The sequence below is a fragment of the Paracoccus onchidii genome, from assembly GCF_028294535.1.
GTDB classification, from domain to species: domain Bacteria; phylum Pseudomonadota; class Alphaproteobacteria; order Rhodobacterales; family Rhodobacteraceae; genus Paracoccus; species Paracoccus onchidii.
This window is the reverse complement of sequence record NZ_JAQBIE010000008.1, coordinates 116,640-136,793: the sequence shown is the minus strand read 5'-3', so window position 1 is coordinate 136,793 and position 20,154 is coordinate 116,640. Positions and strand designations below refer to the sequence as shown.

The following is a 20,154-nucleotide window of genomic DNA, read 5'->3' as shown; positions in this document are numbered from 1 at the left end:
GACATGCGCAAGGATCCTCCGGTTGCGCAGGAACTGATGCGCGCCGATCAGAACCGCAATGTCATCAAGGGCAGCGTGCATTCCGACCTGCGCCATGACAGCGCCATCAAGCATGTCACCGGACGCGCCGAATATTGCGACGACATCCCCGAACCGGCGGGCACGCTGCATGCCTATCTGGGCCTGTCGACGCGCGCCCATGCCAAGATCGACAAGATCGACCTGAGCGCGGTCAAGGCCGCGCCGGGTGTCATCGGTGTGCTGACCGCAAGCGACATTCCCGGCGTCAACGATGTCTCGCCCACCGGCCGCCATGACGAACCGATCTTTGCCGAACAGAAGGTCGAGTTCTGGGGCCAGCCCGTCTTTGCCGTCGTCGCCGAAACCCGCGATGCGGCACGTCGCGCCGCCAGGCTGGCGCAGATCACCTATCGGGATCTGCCCCATGCGCTTGATCCCGTTGCGGCCCGCGAAGCCGGCATGGGCTATGTCACCCCGCCACTGACGTTGAAACGCGGTGACGCGCTGGCTGCCATGGACAAGGCCCCCCATCGGATCAAGGGTCAGATGGTCGTCGGCGGACAGGATCACATGTATCTGGAAGGGCATATCGCCTTTGCCATCCCCGGCGAGGACGAGGATGTCGCGGTCCATTCCTCGACCCAGCACCCGACCGAAGCCCAGCATATGGTCGCACATGTTCTGGGCGTGCCTTCGAACGCGGTGACCGTGAATGTGCGCCGCATGGGCGGCGGCTTCGGGGGCAAGGAAACCCAGATGAACCTGTTCTGTGCGGTGGCCGCTGTCGCGGCAAAGAAATGGCATCGCCCCGTCAAGATACGCCCGGATCGCGACGACGACATGAGCGCGACCGGAAAGCGCCATGATTTTGTCATCGACTACGAAGTCGGCTTTGACGATGACGGGCGCATTCTGGCGGTCTCGGGTGATTTTGCCGCGCGTTGCGGGTTTTCCTCGGACCTGTCGGGGCCGGTGACGGATCGGGCGCTGTTTCATGCGGACAATGCCTATTTCTATCCCGATGTCGTGCTGAACTCGCATCCGATGAAGACGAACACCGTATCCAATACGGCATTTCGCGGATTTGGCGGGCCGCAGGGCGTGATCGCTGCCGAAAGGATCATCGAGGAAATCGCCTATCATCGCGGACTGGACAGTCTCGAAATCCGCAAGCGCAATTTCTATGGGGACAGGGGCCGCGATGTGACGCCCTATCACCAGACGGTCGAGGACAATATAGCACCGCGCATCATCGCGGAACTGGAACAAAGCGCCGATTATCAAGCGCGGCGTCAGGCGGTTCTGGACTGGAATGCACAGGGCGGGATCATCAGGCGCGGCATCGCGCTGACACCGGTCAAGTTCGGAATCTCGTTCACCGCGACATGGTACAATCAGGCTGGCGCGCTGGTGCATATCTATTCGGATGGCTCGATTCATCTGAACCATGGCGGCACCGAGATGGGCCAAGGCCTGAACACCAAGGTCGCACAGGTCGTCGCGGATGAATTGCAGGTCGATATCGACAAGATCAAGATCACCAGGACCACGACCGAAAAGGTGCCCAACACCTCGGCGACGGCAGCCTCGTCCGGATCGGACCTGAACGGCATGGCCGCACAGGACGCGGCCCGCCAGATCAAGGAACGTCTGAACGGTTTCGCCGCCGAACGCTGGCAAACCACCCCTGAAGATGTGCGCTTTGTCGCCAATGCGATCGAAATCGGCACGACGCGCATCTCCTTTGCCGATCTGATCCGCGAAGCCTATATGGCCCGCATCCATCTGTCGGCTGCCGGCTTCTACAAGACGCCGAAAATCCATTGGGACCGCGCGACCGGCAAGGGGCGACCGTTCTATTATTATGCTTACGGCGCAGCATGTTCCGAGGTTTCGGTCGACACGCTGACCGGCGAATACCGGGTCGAGCGCACCGATATCCTGCATGATGTCGGCAAATCGCTGAACCCGATCATCGACAAGGGCCAGGTCGAGGGTGCCTTTGTTCAGGGCATGGGCTGGTTGACCACCGAGGAATTGTGGTGGGATGACAAGGGACAGCTTCGCACCCATGCCCCGTCGACCTACAAGATCCCGCTGGCCTCGGACCGGCCGCGTGTATTCAACGTCAAGCTGGCAGGGTGGTCGGAAAACCGCGAAAAGACCATCAAACGCTCCAAGGCCGTGGGCGAGCCGCCCTTCATGCTGGGCATTTCGGTGTTCGAGGCCCTGTCCCATGCGGTCGCCAGCACCGTAAACTATCGGGAATGTCCGCGTCTTGATGCACCGGCCACGCCTGAACGGGTTCTTCTGGCCATCGAACGTCTGCAAGGCGCGGGTTAGAATGATGGCCAACGGGTTCGAGCAATTCATGGCAAATCATGCCGATGTCATTCATGTCAGCGTCGATTCCGTTCTGGGTTCGACCCCGCGTGACACGGATGCTGAAATGTTCGTGGCCAAAGATGCGTTTTTCGGCACGATCGGTGGCGGCCAGCTAGAACTTCGCGCAATCGAACGCGCCCGCCGGATGATCGCCACCCAAGAACGTCAGGTCAGCATGGACATGCCCCTTGGCCCCGGAATCGGACAATGCTGCGGGGGGCATGTCACGTTGCGATTGGAACATCTGGACGACAAGGCATGCGAACATATCCTGTCTGATCGCGCCGCCGCGCTTGCCGCGCGACCGGTCGTGCATATCTGCGGCGCGGGACATGTGGGGCGTGCACTTGCATCCTTTCTGGCCCTGCTGCCGGTTCGGACCGTACTGATCGACAGCCGCCAGGACGAGCTGCGGCTGTGCCGTGCCCCGGTCGAGCGCTGCCTGACCGCCCTGCCCGAAGCCGAAATCCGCAATGCCCCGGCAGGCGCGGCTTTTGTGGTCATGACCCATGACCACGCATTGGACTTTCTGCTGACATCCGAGGCACTCGCCCGAGGCGATGCAGCCTATGTCGGCCTGATCGGATCGCAAACCAAACGGACAAGATTCGAACGGTTCCATGCACAGCAATCGCCACGCATCGGCACGTCGCGGCTGGTTTGCCCCATCGGCGCAACCGGCAGCACGGACAAACGCCCCGAGGTCATTGCCGCCTTTGTCGCGGCCGAGGTCATGACCGCGCTGACGCGGGCAAAGGCGCATTCATACGCATATGCCGGTTAACGGCACCAGAGACGCATCCACCGCCAGAGGAGGGCGGCGCGTCTGCACAAGCCCATGGGAGGGGGTATCTGATGTCACAGGCGACCTATAGCTACCGATTGTTCAGTCGGGGCGATTTCAGCGCTTTCTGGGCGCTGTTCACCGACAATCTCGTGAATTTGCTGATCCTGTCAGGGGTCTGCCAGTTCGTCTTTCAGATGCCCGCCGAGATCGTGTTCGGGCGCATCGTGCCGGGCGCCGCGGTCGCGATTCTGGCAGGTGTGGCGGTTTATACCATCATGGCCGGCCGGGCGGCGCAGCGCCATGGTCGTGACGTCACAGCCCTTCCCTATGGGCTGTCGACACCTGTGATGTTCGTCTATCTTTTCGGGGTCATCGGTCCGATCTATTGGGCAACACAAGATCCCCTGCTGGCATGGCAGGTTGGAATCGGTGCGGGCTTCATGGGCGGGATTGTCGCCGCATTGGGCGCGATTATCGGCCCTTTCCTGAAACGGATCACGCCACGCGCCGGGATGCTGGGCACGCTTTGCGGGATCGCGCTGGTCTTTATCGGATCGGTGCCCCTGGCCGAAATTTTCGAGAACCCGATCATCGGATTCACCTCTTTGCTGTTCATCCTGTGGGGGCTGATCGGGCGTTTCCGGTTGCCCGGCAACGTGCCAGCCGGCCTGGTCGCGATTGGCATCGGGACCGTGATCGCGGTTTTCCTGGGGAAATCCAGCTTCACCACCGATGGCATCGGGTTCTACCCCCCTGTTCCCTATCTGGGCGACATGATCGCGGGCATCCAATACCTGTTCGCCAATCCAGAATTGTTCCTGGTGCTGATTCCGGTGCAGATCTACAATTTCATCGAAACCATGAACAACGTCGAATCTGCAGAAGCCGCCGGCGACGAATACCCGGTCGCCATCTGCCAGTTGACGGATGGTGCAGGCACCATGCTGGGGGCGCTGTTCGGTTCCCCCTTCCCGACAACGGTCTATATCGGACATCCGGCCTATAAGCGCCTTGGCGGTCACGCCGGTTACATCATTGGCGTGGCGGTCGTGATCGCGGCGGCGGCCTTTCTGGGCTTTCTGTCGCTGCTGGCCGGCCTGATCCCGATTGCTGCCGCCGCGCCGGTTCTGGTTTTTGTAGCCGTCAGCCTGATCACCAATACCGGCTATGCGGTCAAACCCGCGCATATGGCCGCCGTCGCCTTCGCCATCCTGCCCCATATCTCGAACTTTCTGATCATCAAATGGGGGGCGTTGGTGAACGCATTGCGCAGCACCGGCATCGAAGGTTTGCCCCAACTTGGCGACGACGCACTGACAGCGGCGCTGTTGACCGAGGGTGCGCATTACGAGGGTCATCTGGCGCTGAGCCAGGGCGCGATCATCACGGGTCTGGTCTGGGGCGCGATTGTCGCCGACGTGATCGACGGGCGGTTCCGTCATGCGGGTTACTTTGCCCTTGGCGCGGCGGTCATGTCCTCGGTCGGCATCATCCACAGCTTTACGCTGCAGATGCCGCAGCTCGACGGCATCACCGTCGGCTATCTGATCGTTGGGCTGTTCATGATCGTCTACCCTAAAATCGCCCCGCAAGAAGATCTGGAACATCGCATCATCGTGCCTGACGAGCCTGATTTCATAGATGACGACACCCCGGCGTTCGATCGCGCCTGATGTGAAACACGCCCATAGCCGGGGCGTGGATCCGCCCCGCCCCGGCCCAGCTGAATGAAAGATGACACCATGCTCCAGACCCTGCTACGTGGACGAGTTCTGACCTTTCACCGCGAACCCGCCGGCGCGGAAGACACGGATGCCTACAGCTATATCGAGGATGGCGCATTGCTGTTGGAAGCCGGGCAGATCGTCGCAACCGGGGGCTATGATGACATTGCCCCGCGCGCGACGGGTGCCGAGGTGATAGATCATCGGCCCCATCTGTTGATGCCAGGATTCATCGACACCCATATTCATTTTCCACAGTTGCAGATCGTGGCCAGCTGGGGCAGTCAGCTTCTGGAATGGCTGAACGGATATACCTTCCCAGCCGAGGCCCAATACGGCGATGCCCAACATGCCCGCGCGATGGCGGGGCGTTTTTGTGACCTGCTGACCGATCACGGCACGACGACTGCGGTTGCGTTCTGTTCATCGCACAAGGGGTCTGCCGAGGCACTGTTTTCCGAAGCGCATTCACGCGACATGCGCATGATCGCCGGCAAGACCCTGATGGACCGCAACGCCCCGGACGAAGTGCTGGACACACCGCAATCGGGCTATGACGACAGTGTTGCGCTGATAGAGGCATGGCACGGGCAAGGACGACTGTCCTATGCCATCACCCCACGCTTTGCGATCACCTCGACGCCCGCGCAAATGGAAACGGCCCAAGCTCTGGCTGCGCGCTATCCGCATTGCTACGTCCAGACGCATCTGTCCGAAAACCAGGCCGAAATCGCCTATACGGCGGAACTCTACCCCCAGGCGCGTGACTATCTGGATGTGTATGAAGCCTATGGGTTGCTTGGCCCGCGCACCTTGTTGGGCCACGCAATCCACCTGCGCCCGCGCGAAATTGCGACCATCGCGGAAACACAGTCCCATCCCGTATTCTGTCCGACTTCGAACCTGTTTCTCGGCAGCGGATTGTTTGACGATGCAGGTCTGCGCGCACAGGGGATCACCAATGCCATCGCCACGGATATCGGTGCCGGCACCAGCTTTTCCATGCTGCAAACCCTGAACGAAGGATACAAGATCCTGCAACTTCAGGATCAGAAACTGCACGCGCTGCGGGCATTTCACTGGATCACCCGCGGCAATGCCCATGTTCTGGGCCTGGGGGACCGGATCGGTTCGCTCGACGCGGGAACCGAGGCCGATATCGTCGTGCTGGATTCCCGTGCGACCCCGGCAATGGCCCTGCGCATGGACCGCGCAGAAACGCTGGCGGAGGAACTGTTTGCCCTGCAGATGATGGGTGACGACCGCGCCATCGTGGAAACCTATGTTGCGGGCAATCCGCAAAAGAAAGGCCGTCAATGATTACGATCACCCGACTGGATGCTGCGGATGCCGATACCCTGATCGCCGGGGCCGTCGCACAGGCCGACGATTTGCGCGTGCCTATGTGCATTGCCATTTGCGACGAGGCCGGCCAATTGATCGCCTTTCGCCGGATGGATGGCGGCAAGATCACATCGAGCACCATTGCGATCGACAAGGCTTTCACGGCGGCGGGCGCGAAAAAGGCCACGCATGAATATGGCGCGATCAGCCAACCGGGCGCACCGGCCTATGGCATCCAGTCGGCGATTGGTGGACGCTTGATGGTCGTGGGCGGCGGACTGCCTGTCGTGATGAATGGCGATGTCATCGGCGGCATTGGCGTCAGCTCTGGCACCCCCGATCAGGATCGGCAGGTCGCACAGGCCGGAATTGACGCGTTCCAGCGCAGCATCAGGCAAGCACCCGCAAAGTAAAGGCGGCGCGTTTTCACGCACCGCCCCAACAAGCCAGCTGCGATGCGCAGCCTCAGTGCTTGTCACCTTGACTGATCGAACCTGTCCCATGCCCCGAAAGACCGCCCGATACTTCCTCGGTCGATTCACTGGACAGCTCTTCGGGCAAAATCAGGTTGAGGACAATCGCCACCAGCGCCGCCGGCAGAATGCCCGACGTTCCCAGAACCTTCATCGTTTCAGGCATGTGTTGCAGTGCCGCCGGCTCTAATTGCAAGCCAAGCCCCAGCGATAGCGCAATGGCAAAGATGACCATGTTACGCCGGTTCCAGTTCACATCCGACAACATCGAAATGCCCGCCGCGACAACCATACCGAACATCACGATGACGCCACCGCCCAGAACTTCGATCGGGATCGACGAAATGATGGCGCCAAATTTCGGGTTCAGCCCGCAGACGATCAGAAAGATCGCGCCAATCGTCACGACCCTGCGGCTCATGACACCGGTCATCGCGATCAGGCCGACATTCTGGCTGAACGACGTGTTGGGCAATGCACCGAACAGGCCCGAAACAGCGGTGCCAATGCCGTCCGCAAAGGTCGCACCCTGGATTTCCTTGTCGGTTGCCTCTCGGCCGGCACCGCCCTTGGTAATCCCCGACACATCGCCGACCGTCTCGACCGCTGACACGAATGACATCGCGCAGAAACCGATGACCGACGCCACCGAAAACTCCAACCCGAAATGCAGCGGGTTCGGCAAAGCCAGCGGCGCCGCCCTGCCGACATTGCCCAGATCGACCTCACCCAAGACAAAGGCGACCGCATAGCCGACCAAAAGCCCGATCAGCACCGCCGAAACCGACAGCATGCCGCGTGCAAAGAATTTCAGCGCAATAATGACCACGATCACCACGCCGGCCATGAACCAGTTCAGCCCCGAACCGTATTCCTCGGTTCCGATTGCAGGCACCCCGCCGGCGGCATACTGGATACCGACCTTGACCACCGCCAGACCGATCATGGTGACCACCAACCCCGTGACAAGTGGCGGCAACGCAAAGCGCAGCTTGCCGATAAACAGACCCAGGAAAGTGTGGAACAGACCGCCGGCCGCAATACCGCCCATCAGCACCGCGATGGCATCGACACCTTTGCCCGCGACCAGTGGGATCATGATCGGAATGAAGGCAAAGCTGGTGCCCTGCACAATCGGCAGACGCGCCCCGACCGGGCCAAAACCGATCGACTGAAACAGGGTCGCGACACCCGCAAAGAAGATCGACATCTGGATCATGTAGATCATCTGGGGAAAATCAGGGCTGTTCGAGCCATAGCCGAACCCGGCCGCGCCACAGATGATGATCGCTGGCGTGACATTGGACACGAACATGGCCAGAACATGCTGAATTCCCAATGGGATCGCCTTGTGCAAAGGCGGGGAATAATCTGGGTCCCTAAGTTGTTCCGGCGTCCCTAGTGATGCATCTGACATGGTGATTGCCCCTCTCTGATGATGCTGAGCCGATTCCTCCTGCGGCGAATCCTCGGTTAGGTTTCGATGATGATCTCGTGATCGAAGTAATGTTCTTCGAGGTTTCTGCCCTCGCCGATCCGGTCGACAACGGCGAACAGGCCGGGCTGCGCCAGTGGCGTCAACACGCCATGCCATGTGCCCCGATGGAAATTGATGCCCTGTCCCGGACGGGTCACGAAGGCAAGCGGCATCCCCGGCTGCCCGCCTTCATCCGGGGCCACGATGACCAGAAACGGGTCCATGCTCATCGGCAAGAAAGCCTGACTGCCCATCGGGTGTCGTTCGACCAGATCCAGCAGCATCGGCAGCGTTCGCGGGCGCGCCTCGAACAGGCTGATCCCGGCGCGACCGCCGGAAAAGTCAAGCTGCGCACGGTCGTGATAACGGCCGCACATCCCTGCATTGATGATCTTGTCAGGATCACCACCGATATCGAGAACGTCCCCGAAAGGCGCGAAAGCCGGGGCCGTCAGAGGCTGGGTCCTGATCACGCGCCTCATGTCGCGAACTTGTCTTGCAGGCGAAGCTCGGCGATGCGTTCGACCTGACGGCAGGCTGCGGCAAATTCGGTGTCACGATCATTGGCGATGCGGCGGTGGAACGCGTCCAGAATGCTGGCCTTGGTGTTGTCCTTGACGGCGATGATGAACGGAAATCCGAATTTCTCGGTATAGGTTTCATTCAGCCGGGTGAAGGTGGCGCGTTCATCATCAGTCAGCATGTCCAGCCCGGCCCCTGCCTGCTCAGCGGTGCTTTCGGCCGTCAACCGACCCGCGGCCGCCAGTTTCCCGGCCAGATCGGGATGCGCGGTCAAGACCCCAAGACGCTGCTCCTGCGAGGCCGAGCGAAACACCCGGGCCAAGGCGTTATGCACACCGGCCGCATTGTCATGGGACGGACCCAGTTCCAACGCAAAGGCCCCTTCGGCAATCCAGGGGCTATGTTCGAAAACACCTCCGAATGCGGCCACGAAATCCGACCGTTCCATTTCCGAAGGACGGATCGTTTGCCGCGGAGGGCAATGTTGCCGCCAGTGATCGGCGATCTGCTCGCGCGTTGCGAACCACACCCCCTCATGCGCCTTGAAATGGTCCAGCGCACGCTTCAACGCCATTGCCCGGCCCGGACGTCCGGCAAGGCGGCAATGCAACCCGATCGACAGGATTTTCGGCGCGCCGGCCTGACCTTCGGCATACAGCATGTCAAAGCTGTCCTTCAGGTAGCTTTCGAACTGATCGCCATTCGTGAACCCCGCCTGAATGGCAAAGCGCATGTCGTTGCAATCCATCGTGTACGGCACGATCAGCTGGTCCTTGCCCCCCGCCCTGATCCAATAGGGAAGATCGTCGGCATAGCTATCGGCGATATAGGCAAAATCGCCTTCCTCGGCGGCCAGTTCGACCGTGTTCATCGAGCAGCGGCCCGTATACCATCCTCGCGGCGGGCTGCCCACGACCTCGGTATGCAGCCGGATCGCTTCACGGATCTGGTCGCGCTCTTCCTCGGGCGGCATGTCCTTGTGTTCGACCCATTTCAGGCCGTGGCTTGCGATTTCCCATTTCGCCTGTTGCATCGCGGCGACCTGCTGGGGCGCGCGTGCAAGCGCCGTCGCGACGCCATATACCGTGACTGGTATATCCCTCAAAAGGTTGTGCACGCGCCAAAATCCGGCCCGGCTGCCATATTCATAGATGGATTCCATGTTCCAGTGGCGCTGGCCGGGCCAGGGTGCCGCTCCGGCAATCTCCGACAGGAACGCCTCGGACGCGGCATCACCGTGCAGGATATTGTTTTCGCCGCCTTCTTCGTAGTTCAGGACGATCTGGATTGCGATCCTGGCATCATTGGGCCATTTGACCCCGGGCGCTTGATTTCCATAGCCTGTCATATCTCGCGGGTATCGTGTCACGCAAAGTGTTCCTTCTGTTTGGACCGACCCTAAGTGATAAAATCCAGTATAGTTTTCAAAAAATTCCGAAAGGAGCCTTCGGACAGTCGGGCTTTGCCTCTTCACGGGCAATCAGCCTAGAAATGTGGAAAATCCATGCAAAGGTGCACGAAATGGCCGGCTATCTTACGACACATGTTCTGGACACCGCGCGCGGATGTCCTGCGCAGGGGCTGAAAATCGAACTGTTCCGCATCACCGGCGAGACGCGCGAACTGCTAAAGACCCTGACCACCAATGATGACGGGCGTACCAACGAACAGATCCTGCCGGAATCAGAGTTCGCCATCGGCGAATACGAACTGGTCTTTCATGCCGGGGCCTATCTGGACGAAATCGGCATCCCACCTGAAACCCCGCGCTTTCTGAACATCATACCGATCAGGTTCGGCATGTCCGAGCCTTCGCATTATCACGTGCCCCTGCTGCTTTCTCCGTTCGGGTTTTCAACCTATCGGGGCAGCTGAACGACCTTTCGGCCGACATCCGTGGCCTTGATGGTGGTGGCGATTCGGTCGACCATGAATTCCATGAACAGGCGGGTCTTGGGATCCTGCCGGCGGCGATGGGTGAACAGGCACGCCATTTGAATCGGTTCGGGCGGCGTTTGTTCGGCCACCGGCACCAAGGCACCTGATTGCAGGTGTTCGGCGATTTCAAAACGTGGCTTCATCGCCACCCCCTGCCCGGCCAGGGCCCAGTCGGTCAACACATCGCCATCATCCGATTCATAGCGCCCCGAAACCCGAAACCTTTTCGGACCCGACGGGGTAATCAACCGCCATTGGAATTCGGTGGCTCCGGGAAACCGCAGGCTGAGGCATTCGTGACCGCCTGAAATCAGGTCATCGCCGCTGTCGGGCATGCCCTGTCTTTCGATATATTCGGGCGAGGCGCACAATATCCGTTCGACATCCGCGATCTTGCGGATACGCAGATTGCTATCCTCGGGCTGCCCCAGGAAAAAGGCCAGATCCAGCCCTTCGGTGGTCAGATCCACCTTGCGATCCGTCAAGCGCAGACGCACATTCACCTCTGGGTATTCCTTAAGAAAATCAGGTACTTGCGGCGCAATCAACCGACGTCCCACACCAAGGGGCGCCGCCACATATAGCGACCCCCGCAGGTTTTCGGTGATATTGGTAATTTGCGCCTCGGCGCTTTCGACGGCCTCAAGAATTTCCGTCGCGCCCCGATAAAAGGATTGCCCCTGTTCTGTCGGGGTCAGGCTGCGCGTCGTGCGTTGAAACAGACGCACGCCCAGATGCTCTTCCAGTTGCGAAATCCGCGATGACGTCACTGCCGGGGAAATGCGCAGATCCCGACCTGCCGCAGACATGCTGCCCAGTTCATAGACACGAACGAAGGTGCGGATATTGTCGAGATAGGACATTGTTCTGATTTTTTTGATGCTGCTTGATTTCTCTTAGCAATACCAGAACAAGCATATGTCGCCTAGACTGCAAGCAAGACAATCACTTTTGGGGGGCGCCATGTTTGATGTGGCAATTCTGTGGGACTGGATCGCGTTTTCGGTCCGTTGGCTGCATGTGATCACCGCCATGGCGTGGATTGGCGCGTCGTTTTACTTTATCGCGCTTGATCTGATGCTGAAGCCCAATGACGCCTTGCCCAAAGGTGCCTATGGCGAGGAATGGGAGGTCCACGGCGGCGGTTTCTATCACACCGTGAAATACCTTGTTGCCCCCGAACGCATGCCCGAGCACCTGACCTGGCATAAATGGCAAAGCTATACGACGTGGCTGTCCGGTGCCGCGCTGTTGATGATCATCTATTGGGTCGGGGGCGAATTGTTCCTGCTGGATCCGACCAAGGCGGATCTGTCGCTGTGGCAGGGTATCCTGATCTCGGGCGGATCGCTGACGATCGGCTGGCTGGCCTATGATGCGATGTGTAAATCGAAGCTCAGCGAATATCCGACCGTTCTGATGTTGCTGTTGTTTGCGATTCTGGTGGTTATGTCATGGGGTTACCATCAGATCTTCACCGGACGCGCGGCGTTGCTGCATCTGGGCGCGTTCACAGCGACGATCATGACCGCCAATGTATTCTTCCAGATCATGCCGAACCAGCGCATCGTCGTCGCAGATCTGAAGGCCGGTCGCACGCCCGATGCCAAATATGGCAAGATTGCCAAGGTGCGTTCGACCCATAACAACTATCTGACCCTGCCCGTCGTCTTTCTGATGCTGTCGAACCACTATCCGCTGGCCTTCGCCACCGAATATTCCTGGATCATCGCCAGCCTGATCTTCCTGACCGGCGTGACCATCCGGCATTATTTCAACACCATGCACAAAACCGGGGCGGGGCCGAACTGGACATGGGCCGTGACGGTTGTTCTGATGATCGTGATCGCATGGCTTTCGACCGCCCAACCCGGCGAAACATGGGACGAGGCCGAAGCCCGCGAGCTGACGGCGCAGGAACAGAAATATGCCTCGGCCGCCGGGTTTGATGACGCATACGATACGGTGGTCGGGCATTGTTCAATGTGTCACGCCCGCGAACCGGTCTGGGAAAACATGCACTGGGCACCCAAGGGCGTCTATCTGGAAACACCCGGCGATGTCGCGCGCCATGCCAACCAGATCTATCTTCAGGCCGGGCGCAGCCACGCAATGCCCCCGCCCAACGCGGTTCAGATGGACGAGGACTCGCGGCGTGTCATTTCCACCTGGGTCAAGGAAGCCCGGAAATAGGGCCACCGCGTCCAGCACGGCCAGACGCGGCAGCAAAGAACGTCAAAAACCTTCGAGGGTGATCTTGCCCTTGGCCTTGCCGCTTTCGATCAAAGCATGGGCGCGTTTCAGGTTCTGCGCGTTGATCGTGCCAAAGCTTTCCGTAGCCGTAGACCGGATATGCCCCGCGTCGATCATGCCGGCCACAAGGTTCAGGATTTCACCTTGGCGTGCGATATCCTCGGTCGTGAACAGGGACCGGGTGAACATCAGCTCCCAGTGGATCGAGACGGCTTTCGCCTTCAACGGTAGAATATCCAACCCCTGGGGATCGTCGATCAGTCCGAACCGGCCCTGCGGTGCGATCAGTTCCGCAATCTGGGGCACATAGGTTTCCGAGTAGTTCGTAGAAAACACAAAGGCGGGCGCGCCGATCCCCAAAGCCGCGATTTGTTCCGGCAGGGGTTTGCTGTGGTCCACGACGTGATGCGCGCCCAGTTCCCGGACCCATTCCTGCGTTTCAGGCCGCGAGGCCGTCGCGATAATCGTCAGGTCCGTCTGCTGGCGCAGAAGCTGGATCGCGATCGATCCCACGCCGCCCGCACCGCCAATGATCACGATCGCATTGGCCGCGCCCGGCACCGGTTGTGTCACCTTCAACCGGTCAAAGATCATCTCTTGCGCAGTCAGGCTGGTCAAGGGCAGCGCAGCCGCCGCCGATGGCGCAATTGTCCCGGGGGCCTGCCCGACGATCCGCGCATCGACCAGATGATATTCCGAGTTGGTGCCCGGGCGATTGATCGCCCCCGCATACCAGACCTGATCGCCAATCTTGAACTGATCGACCTGATCGCCCAGCCCGACGACCTCGCCCACGGCATCCCAGCCCAGAATGGCCGCCGCATCGTTTGCCGCCGGGCGTGCCTGGCGAATCTTGGTATCGACGGGATTGACCGATACCGCAGCAATCTTGACCAGGATGTCGTGGCCGGTTGCAACCGGCTTGTCGACTTCCAGATCAAGCAACGCATCTTTGCGATCAATCGCACCGTTCTGGGTATAGCCGATGGCTTTCATGTCACAATCTTTCCTTGTTGCTGTTCCCTGCCGTCTGCACATCGCAGATGACCTGACCACTTGTGACCGGAATTACGCGCTGGACTTGGCCGGATAAACAGGCATCATTCGAATTGATAATCCGGAATATCCATATAATGCTGATCGAGAACATACGGCTCTTTCTGACCATCGCGGAAAAGGGCAGCCTTGTCGCCGCAGGACGCGAAGCCGGCCTGTCGCCGACCACCGTTTCCGAACGCCTTGCCGCGCTTGAAGCCCATTACGGCGTGGTGCTGTTCAACCGCACGACACGTTCGATCAGCCTGACTGACGAAGGCCGCATTCTGCAACAAGGCGCGAAAATGCTGCTGGCCGAGCTGGGGGATCTGGATACGCGCATACGCCATGGCGCCGAAACCCTGTCCGGTCCGATCAGGATCAGCGCCCCCATTGATCTGGGCAGCAGCGTCGTGGCCGATGCGATCTCGGATTTCACCAGACAGCATCCCGCCATCGCAATCGAGCTGTTCCTGTCGGATGGCTATGTCGACATCGTGGGTCAGGGTTTCGATCTGGCCTTGCGGTTTGGCAAGATCACCGACAGCACCCTGCGCACGCGCAGCCTTGGGGCATATCGCCGTATCGTCTGCGCCGCGCAACGCTATGTCGACGCGCATGGTGTGCCTCGGCAGCCCGAAGACCTGGCGCAGCACAACTGTCTAATCATGCGGCTTGGCACGGTTCTGGACAATATCTGGCATTTCGGGTCCGAGAAATCATCAAAGTCGATCCCGGTTCGCGGCAGCATGACCACGAATGACGGCGCATTGGTGCGGCAATGGGCGCGCGAGGGGCATGGAATTATCCTGAAATCGGAACTGGACGTGGCCGAAGACCTCCGGACGGGCAAACTGATTGCCCTGCTGGAGGAATATTCGGCGCCGCCCAAACCACTGCAGATGATGTTCCCGCCGGGCCGTGCCCAGCCCCGTCGTGTTCGCGCCCTTGCCGATGCGATTGCAGCCGCGATCGCACGCAAGAAATCCGACATCGCACAAGAGCCCCGCCCCTGAACAGCCCCCTGACTCCATACCGTCAATAAGCTGATCTCAGATCATGTTCTGTGGCGCAACGGCCGTCAGATTCGCAGAAATCCGGTTCAGCTGGTCGAGACGGGTTGTTCCCGGTGCCATCGCCACATCCTCGAACCCGCAAAACCGGGCCGGCACCGTGGTTGCTGCGCGCAACGCATCTTGCAATGGCACCCCGATCTTGTTGACCAGAACAGACACGGCCGTGGTCAGATCCAGATCGGCCCCGGCCAATGTGCCGTCATCCAGTCGCAATTGTCCGTCGCGCCTGTTGATGCACCGCCCCCCCAGCGCGAACCGATCAAGATCCGTGCCGGCAACGGCCATCGCATCGCTGACCAGAAACAATCGCCCCGGCTCCGAATTCGCCTGCCAGGCAAGACGGATCGTGGCAGGATGGACATGCACGGCATCCGCGATCAACCCCGCATGCACCCCGCCACAGGACAGCGCGGCCCCAACCAGCCCCGGTTCACGGCTGTTCAGCTGGCTCATGGCATTGAACAAATGCGTCGCGCATCGCGCACCTGCCCTGAAATAGCGCTGGCAGGTGTCATACCCGGCGTCACTATGACCCAGCGAAACGATGACACCCGCGCGGGCCAGCGCGGCGACTTGTGCCTCGGTCACGTTTTCAGGGGCCACCGTGACCATGAGGCATGGCAGATCCGCAGCGGCCATGATCAGGTTGCGCAAATCGTCGGCACCCATCGGGCGGATCAACTGCGCATCATGCGCGCCCTTGCGGGCCAGTGAAAGATGCGGCCCTTCCAGATGCAGTCCCGCGACCCCCGGTACATTGGCGGCTATCGCGGCAATTGCCACATCGATGGCTGCGCGCGTGGCCCGCGGCGTGTCGGTTATCAGGGTCGGCAGCACATGCGTCACGCCCAGTTTTCGATGCGCCGCCGCCATGCGCCCCAGCGCCTCAACCGAGACATCGTCACCGAACATGAGACCGGCACCGCCATTCACCTGAAGATCGACATAGCCAATGCTTAGAATGTCCCCGCGCAAATCAATCGACCGCCCCTGCGCAGGCAATTCATCCCAGCGGCCAATCCGTGCCAGAACACCATCTTCGAACTGTGCGAAGGCGTGATGGTGCAGCCGGCTTCCGTCGAAAATCGGTCCGTTGTGATAGATCAGGGTAGACTGGCCCATATCGAGGCGTCCTTGTGTCCGCGGCGTTTCAATGATTCAGCTCGGCGACGAAATCATAGGCATCGCCCCGATACAGCGATCTGGTCAGCTCGGCGATGCGGCCATCGGACAGATAGGAAATACGCTGAATCCGCAGCCCTGCCGCCCCTTCCTGCACCCGCAACAGCTCGGCTTCGCGGGCAGCTATGTTCACGGCCGAGATTTTCTGGATCGCGCGCACCGGGCGCCGCCCCGCAGCGGCCAGAACCTCGTAGAGCGAGGTGGTGATCTCGGTCGGGTTCGACAGGATGTCCAGCGGCAAGGTCGCCCGTTCCAGCGCCAGCGGTTTGCCGTCGGCCTCGCGCAGGCGATAGATGCGTGACACCTGATCACCAGGCGCAAGCCCCAACACCTCGACCTCATCCGTCGAGGCCTGAAACATGCCCCGTTCCAGCCATCGCGACGATGTTTGAACGCCCCGGCGCGCCATATCTTCGGTGAACGAGGTCAGATGCGACAGCGATTGTTCGACCCGGCCCACGCGATCGCGCACGAAGGATCCCGACCCCTGACGTTGCTCGATCAGGCCATCGCGCACAAGGTCATGTATCGCCCTGCGAACCGTCACCCGCGACAATTCCGTGATCTCTGCCAGCTCGCGCTCGGGAGGCAACGAACTGTTGGGCGTCAGGATTCCGGCCTCGATCCCGTCCACAAGACGCTGACGCAGCTGAACATATCGGGGGCCGCCGTTCCGGACGAACCAGCCAGCAGGTGCCAAATACTCAGCTATATTCACGGCTCACCTCCTGCGCCAGCGCCACCGCCCCATCAAGTGGCTCACCAAGCGGGGTATCAACGACGCGTTCCAGTTCCGGCGGCAGATATGGCCGATAGTGCGGGCCTACGCCACCGGTCAGGCACAATCTGGTGTCCGGCTGCCACTGCATGGCCCCGAGCATCGCGACGATATGTCCTGCGCCTTGATGCATGATGCCTCGTGCAACCTGATCGCCCTTGGCTGCCGCCTCGGTAACGCGGGGGGCGAGCGCCGCAATTTCCGCCGGGCCGGATCGGCTTGCGAATGTCAGCACTCCCGCAGGTCCGCCCAGTTCATCCAGCAACCGATCCGTCAAAGCCGAAGGCGCGCCCATGCCGTCAACAGACTGCAAGACAGCGGCAAGCGCATGATGCGCGATCCATTTCGCCGATGCTTCGTCACCCAGAACCGCGCCCCACCCGCCCGCAAGGCAGGCAGTGCCGCCGCGCTGGCCCGCAAAGAAAGAGCCGGTGCCGCAATGCGCGATCGCCCCGTCCTGCATGCCCAATGCCCCGCGCAACGCCGCAGGACGATCATCAGCGATCCGCATGACCGTGAAGGGCATATGCCTGCGCAGACGGCTGGCAATTTCCGGACTGACAACCCCCGCCAAACCAATGAATGCAGGGAAGCGCACCACATCCGCAAAATCGATTCCGATCTGCGCTGCCAGTTGCATCAGCCCCGCCGTGACCTGCGTCACCGCACCGTCGAAATCGGAAAACGCGTTCGCCGGTCCGGTTTCGACATGGAACAACCTTTCGGCCGTGCGACATGCCAGACGACAGCGCGATCCCCCACCATCAATCGCGATCACGGCATTTTCCAAAGGATCAAGCATAGCAGTCCAATAAAACACCAACTTGTAATTTAGTATACCAATTAAATGCCCATTTCAATGACAACCCGCCAACATGCGCAGCTTTCAAAAAATGTTGGACAGGTGGTATTATATAGGTATCGTGATGGCGACAGAAAGGGAAGAATCACTTGGCTGCCGCCACCACAGAGCAACTGCACATGAATGCCGTCGGCCTGGATGCGCGACCTCTGGACGTGATCGCCCGGCAACTGGTGCGTGCACAATGCGATGCTGCGAATGCGGCACTGGATGCCGCGCGGGAAATTGCTATCGGCGCGCGTCTGATGGCCGATACGCTGCGCAATGACGGCGTATTGCACTATGTTGCCGCGGGCTCCTCGGGTCTGATGGCGGCCGCCGATGTACAAGAGCTGGGTGGAACCTTCTCGATCCCGCCGAACAGGCTGCGCATCCATATGGCGGGCGGCCTGCCGGATGGGGTCGAAATGCCCGGCGATACCGAAGATGCGACCGACGAAATCGAACGCAACCTGCAGACCGGACCGAATGATACCATCATTGCCGTATCGGCCAGCGGCACTACGCCCTTTACGTTGCAGGCGGCACGGATCGCGCGCCGGAACGGCGTGCGCCTGATCGCCATTGCCAACAATCCCGGCGCGCCGCTGCTGCAAATGGCCGATGTCGCCATCCTGCTGCCAACGCCGCCCGAACTGGTATCCGGGTCGACCCGCCTTGGCGCCGCGACAGCCCAAAAGATCGCGTTGAACACATTGTCGACGGCAATGGCGGTCGAGCTGGGCCATGTGCATGACGGCATGATGGTCAACCTGCATGCCGACAATGCCAAGCTGCGCCAACGTGCCCAAGCCATGGTCGCCCATATCGCCGCAGCGGATTCTGAAAGCGCGGCGACAGCACTGCAATCTGCGGATGGCAACGTGAAGCTGGCCGTCCTGATGGCCGCGCATTCGCTGTCGCTTCAGGCGGCAGGGGCACGCCTTGAAACCGCACGGGGAAATCTGCGTGTGGCACTGAAAAACCATAACAATAAATAAACAATAATATGTCCGACCGGGAGAAACTGACATGACCAGAACCACCATCGGGATCGCTTTGCTGGGCACCGCATTGACGGCAACCGGCGCGTTCGCCCAGGATGTCACCCTGACCATTGAAAGCTGGCGCAACGACGATCTGTCGCTGTGGCAGGAAAAGATCATCCCTGCATTCGAGGCTGAGCATCCCGGCATCAAGCTGCGTTTCACGCCCTCGGCGCCTGCGGAATACAATGCCGCGCTGAACTCCAAGCTGGATGCCGGATCGGCGGGCGATCTGATTACCTGCCGCCCCTTCGACGCATCGCTGGCGCTGTATGAGGCCGGGCATCTTGCGGATCTGAGCGATATCGAGGCGATGTCGAACTTTTCGGACGTGGCCAAATCCGCTTGGCAAACCGACGACGGATCGGCCGCCTTCTGCGTTCCGATGGCATCGGTGATCCACGGCTTCATCTACAACAAGGACGCCTTCGCGGAACTCGGGCTTGAAGTTCCCACGACCGAAGCCGAATTCTTTGCCGTGCTCGATACGATCAAAGAGGACGGAAATTATATCCCCATGGCCATGGGCACCAATGACCAATGGGAAGCGGCGACGATGGGATACAACAATATCGGGCCGACTTACTGGAAAGGCGAAGAAGGTCGGCTTGCCCTGATTTCCGGCGAGCAGAAGCTGACGGACGAACAATGGGTTGCACCCTATGCGACGCTGGCACGCTGGCGCGACTATCTTGGTGACGGGTTCGAAGCCCAGACCTATCCCGACAGTCAGAATATCTTCACGCTGGGGCGCGCGGCCATCTATCCGGCCGGTTCCTGGGAAATCCCGGGATTCAACGAACAGGCCGATTTCGAGATGGGCGCATTCAAGCCGCCTGTGATGGAGGCCGGCGACACCTGCTATATCTCTGATCACACCGATATCGGCATCGGCATGAACGCGGCCAGCAACCACCCGGAAGCGGCCAGAACCTTCCTTGCATGGGTGGCCAGCCCGGAATTCGCGACAATCTTCGGCAATGCGTTGCCGGGCTTCTTCCCGCTGTCTGACACACCGGTCGAGCTGGAGGATCCATTGGCGCAGCAATTTGCCAGCTGGCGCGCCGATTGTGAATCGACGATCCGCTCGACCTATCAGATCCTGTCGCGCGGCACGCCCAATCTGGAAAACGAGACCTGGGGCGCAGCGGCCGCGGCGATCAAGGGCACCAGCACCCCCGAAGAACTTGGCGCAAGCCTGCAGGAAGGGCTGGCCAGCTGGTACGCGCCCCAGCAGTAATCCTTCCACATCCCAAGGACGCGGGCGGCGCC

General features: G+C 60.4%; 18 protein-coding genes. 10 read left to right on the top strand and 8 right to left on the bottom strand.

The annotated features are described in order from the left end of the window. Positions 1-36: 36 nt before the first annotated feature. The 5 genes from xdhB (at position 37) to PAF17_RS07590 (ending at position 6,674) form a co-directional block, all read left to right on the top strand. Positions 37-2,364: a xanthine dehydrogenase molybdopterin binding subunit gene (xdhB, locus tag PAF17_RS07610; protein ID WP_271888566.1), complete on the top strand. Its 2,328-nt coding sequence runs from the start codon at positions 37-39 to the stop codon at positions 2,362-2,364. Position 2,365: 1 nt separating this feature from the next. Continuing rightward, positions 2,366-3,190: a xanthine dehydrogenase accessory protein XdhC gene (gene xdhC, locus PAF17_RS07605; protein ID WP_271888501.1), complete on the top strand. Its 825-nt coding sequence runs from the start codon at positions 2,366-2,368 to the stop codon at positions 3,188-3,190. Between the two features lie 71 nt (positions 3,191-3,261). After that, positions 3,262-4,866 carry a xanthine/uracil/vitamin C permease gene (locus PAF17_RS07600; RefSeq protein WP_271888500.1) on the top strand — a complete coding sequence of 535 codons (1,605 nt, stop codon included), beginning with the start codon at positions 3,262-3,264 and terminating at the stop codon, positions 4,864-4,866. 69 nt (positions 4,867-4,935) lie between these two features. Further along, positions 4,936-6,237, top strand: coding sequence for a guanine deaminase (gene guaD / locus PAF17_RS07595; protein ID WP_271888499.1), 1,302 nt, complete (start codon positions 4,936-4,938; stop codon positions 6,235-6,237). Next, the gene (locus PAF17_RS07590; RefSeq protein ID WP_271888498.1) at positions 6,234-6,674 is read left to right on the top strand and encodes a GlcG/HbpS family heme-binding protein; all 441 of its coding nucleotides are present in this window, start codon (positions 6,234-6,236) and stop codon (positions 6,672-6,674) included. Before guaD ends, PAF17_RS07590 begins: the two co-directional genes overlap by 4 nt. Before the next feature lie 52 nt (positions 6,675-6,726). On the opposite strand, the gene PAF17_RS07585 is transcribed toward PAF17_RS07590, so the two are convergent. From PAF17_RS07585 to puuE, 3 genes are read right to left on the bottom strand one after another with little or no spacing between them, the layout of a single operon-like run. Continuing rightward, positions 6,727-8,151: a uracil-xanthine permease family protein gene (locus PAF17_RS07585; protein WP_271888497.1), complete on the bottom strand. Its 1,425-nt coding sequence runs from the start codon at positions 8,149-8,151 to the stop codon at positions 6,727-6,729. 56 nt (positions 8,152-8,207) lie between these two features. Beyond that, positions 8,208-8,693 carry an ureidoglycolate lyase gene (locus PAF17_RS07580; RefSeq protein WP_271888496.1) on the bottom strand — a complete coding sequence of 162 codons (486 nt, stop codon included), beginning with the start codon at positions 8,691-8,693 and terminating at the stop codon, positions 8,208-8,210. Further along, complete coding sequence (gene puuE / locus PAF17_RS07575) at positions 8,690-10,102, bottom strand: allantoinase PuuE (protein ID WP_271888495.1); 1,413 nt, start codon at positions 10,100-10,102, stop codon at positions 8,690-8,692. The genes PAF17_RS07580 and puuE overlap by 4 nt, the downstream gene beginning before the upstream one ends. A gap of 152 nt (positions 10,103-10,254) precedes the next feature. Between puuE and uraH the strand changes: the two genes are divergently transcribed. Next, a complete protein-coding gene (gene uraH / locus PAF17_RS07570) occupies positions 10,255-10,608 on the top strand; it encodes a hydroxyisourate hydrolase (RefSeq protein WP_271888494.1) in 354 nt (117 codons plus the stop codon). Here the strand turns inward: uraH and PAF17_RS07565 are convergent. Beyond that, positions 10,593-11,534 (bottom strand): LysR family transcriptional regulator, encoded by a 942-nt coding sequence (locus tag PAF17_RS07565; RefSeq protein ID WP_271888493.1) that lies wholly within the window; start codon positions 11,532-11,534, stop codon positions 10,593-10,595. The two genes, uraH and PAF17_RS07565, sit on opposite strands and share 16 nt — an antisense overlap. Before the next feature lie 100 nt (positions 11,535-11,634). Between PAF17_RS07565 and PAF17_RS07560 the strand changes: the two genes are divergently transcribed. Next, the gene (locus tag PAF17_RS07560) at positions 11,635-12,864 is read left to right on the top strand and encodes a urate hydroxylase PuuD (RefSeq protein ID WP_271888492.1); all 1,230 of its coding nucleotides are present in this window, start codon (positions 11,635-11,637) and stop codon (positions 12,862-12,864) included. A 42-nt stretch (positions 12,865-12,906) separates the two neighbouring features. On the opposite strand, the gene PAF17_RS07555 is transcribed toward PAF17_RS07560, so the two are convergent. Then, complete coding sequence (locus tag PAF17_RS07555; protein ID WP_271888491.1) at positions 12,907-13,920, bottom strand: zinc-binding alcohol dehydrogenase family protein; 1,014 nt, start codon at positions 13,918-13,920, stop codon at positions 12,907-12,909. A 137-nt stretch (positions 13,921-14,057) separates the two neighbouring features. Here PAF17_RS07555 and PAF17_RS07550 point away from each other — a divergent pair, with 137 nt between their 5' ends. Beyond that, positions 14,058-14,975 carry a LysR family transcriptional regulator gene (locus PAF17_RS07550; protein ID WP_271888490.1) on the top strand — a complete coding sequence of 306 codons (918 nt, stop codon included), beginning with the start codon at positions 14,058-14,060 and terminating at the stop codon, positions 14,973-14,975. Positions 14,976-15,011: 36 nt separating this feature from the next. Here the strand turns inward: PAF17_RS07550 and nagA are convergent, their stop codons facing one another. From nagA to PAF17_RS07535, 3 genes are read right to left on the bottom strand one after another with little or no spacing between them, the layout of a single operon-like run. After that, on the bottom strand, positions 15,012-16,157 hold the full coding sequence (nagA, locus tag PAF17_RS07545) for an N-acetylglucosamine-6-phosphate deacetylase (RefSeq protein WP_271888489.1): 1,146 nt from the start codon (positions 16,155-16,157) through the stop codon (positions 15,012-15,014). A gap of 28 nt (positions 16,158-16,185) precedes the next feature. Beyond that, positions 16,186-16,935, bottom strand: a complete 750-nt coding sequence (locus PAF17_RS07540) for a GntR family transcriptional regulator (RefSeq protein WP_271888488.1) — start codon at positions 16,933-16,935, stop codon at positions 16,186-16,188. After that, positions 16,922-17,797, bottom strand: coding sequence for a BadF/BadG/BcrA/BcrD ATPase family protein (locus PAF17_RS07535; protein ID WP_271888487.1), 876 nt, complete (start codon positions 17,795-17,797; stop codon positions 16,922-16,924). Before PAF17_RS07535 ends, PAF17_RS07540 begins: the two co-directional genes overlap by 14 nt. Before the next feature lie 149 nt (positions 17,798-17,946). Between PAF17_RS07535 and PAF17_RS07530 the strand changes: the two genes are divergently transcribed. Both PAF17_RS07530 and PAF17_RS07525 read left to right on the top strand, forming a co-directional pair. Then, positions 17,947-18,837 (top strand): N-acetylmuramic acid 6-phosphate etherase, encoded by an 891-nt coding sequence (locus PAF17_RS07530; RefSeq protein ID WP_271888486.1) that lies wholly within the window; start codon positions 17,947-17,949, stop codon positions 18,835-18,837. 31 nt (positions 18,838-18,868) lie between these two features. Further along, positions 18,869-20,122 (top strand): ABC transporter substrate-binding protein, encoded by a 1,254-nt coding sequence (locus PAF17_RS07525; protein ID WP_271888485.1) that lies wholly within the window; start codon positions 18,869-18,871, stop codon positions 20,120-20,122. Positions 20,123-20,154 lie beyond the last annotated feature (32 nt).

What these genes read in the sequence shown, in the direction of transcription:
- PAF17_RS07600 (WP_271888500.1), top strand. Translation starts at nt 3,262, where the DNA reads ATGTCACAGGCGACCTATAGCTACCGATTGTTCAGTCGGGGCGATTTC.
- xdhC (WP_271888501.1), top strand. Translation starts at nt 2,366, where the DNA reads ATGATGGCCAACGGGTTCGAGCAATTCATGGCAAATCATGCCGATGTC.
- PAF17_RS07580 (WP_271888496.1), bottom strand. Translation starts at nt 8,693, where the DNA reads ATGAGGCGCGTGATCAGGACCCAGCCTCTGACGGCCCCGGCTTTCGCG.
- PAF17_RS07590 (WP_271888498.1), top strand. Translation starts at nt 6,234, where the DNA reads ATGATTACGATCACCCGACTGGATGCTGCGGATGCCGATACCCTGATC.
- PAF17_RS07565 (WP_271888493.1), bottom strand. Translation starts at nt 11,534, where the DNA reads ATGTCCTATCTCGACAATATCCGCACCTTCGTTCGTGTCTATGAACTG.
- nagA (WP_271888489.1), bottom strand. Translation starts at nt 16,157, where the DNA reads ATGGGCCAGTCTACCCTGATCTATCACAACGGACCGATTTTCGACGGA.
- PAF17_RS07585 (WP_271888497.1), bottom strand. Translation starts at nt 8,151, where the DNA reads ATGTCAGATGCATCACTAGGGACGCCGGAACAACTTAGGGACCCAGAT.
- PAF17_RS07555 (WP_271888491.1), bottom strand. Translation starts at nt 13,920, where the DNA reads ATGAAAGCCATCGGCTATACCCAGAACGGTGCGATTGATCGCAAAGAT.
- xdhB (WP_271888566.1), top strand. Translation starts at nt 37, where the DNA reads ATGCGCGCCGATCAGAACCGCAATGTCATCAAGGGCAGCGTGCATTCC.
- PAF17_RS07560 (WP_271888492.1), top strand. Translation starts at nt 11,635, where the DNA reads ATGTTTGATGTGGCAATTCTGTGGGACTGGATCGCGTTTTCGGTCCGT.
- uraH (WP_271888494.1), top strand. Translation starts at nt 10,255, where the DNA reads ATGGCCGGCTATCTTACGACACATGTTCTGGACACCGCGCGCGGATGT.
- PAF17_RS07550 (WP_271888490.1), top strand. Translation starts at nt 14,058, where the DNA reads ATGCTGATCGAGAACATACGGCTCTTTCTGACCATCGCGGAAAAGGGC.
- PAF17_RS07535 (WP_271888487.1), bottom strand. Translation starts at nt 17,797, where the DNA reads ATGCTTGATCCTTTGGAAAATGCCGTGATCGCGATTGATGGTGGGGGA.
- PAF17_RS07525 (WP_271888485.1), top strand. Translation starts at nt 18,869, where the DNA reads ATGACCAGAACCACCATCGGGATCGCTTTGCTGGGCACCGCATTGACG.
- guaD (WP_271888499.1), top strand. Translation starts at nt 4,936, where the DNA reads ATGCTCCAGACCCTGCTACGTGGACGAGTTCTGACCTTTCACCGCGAA.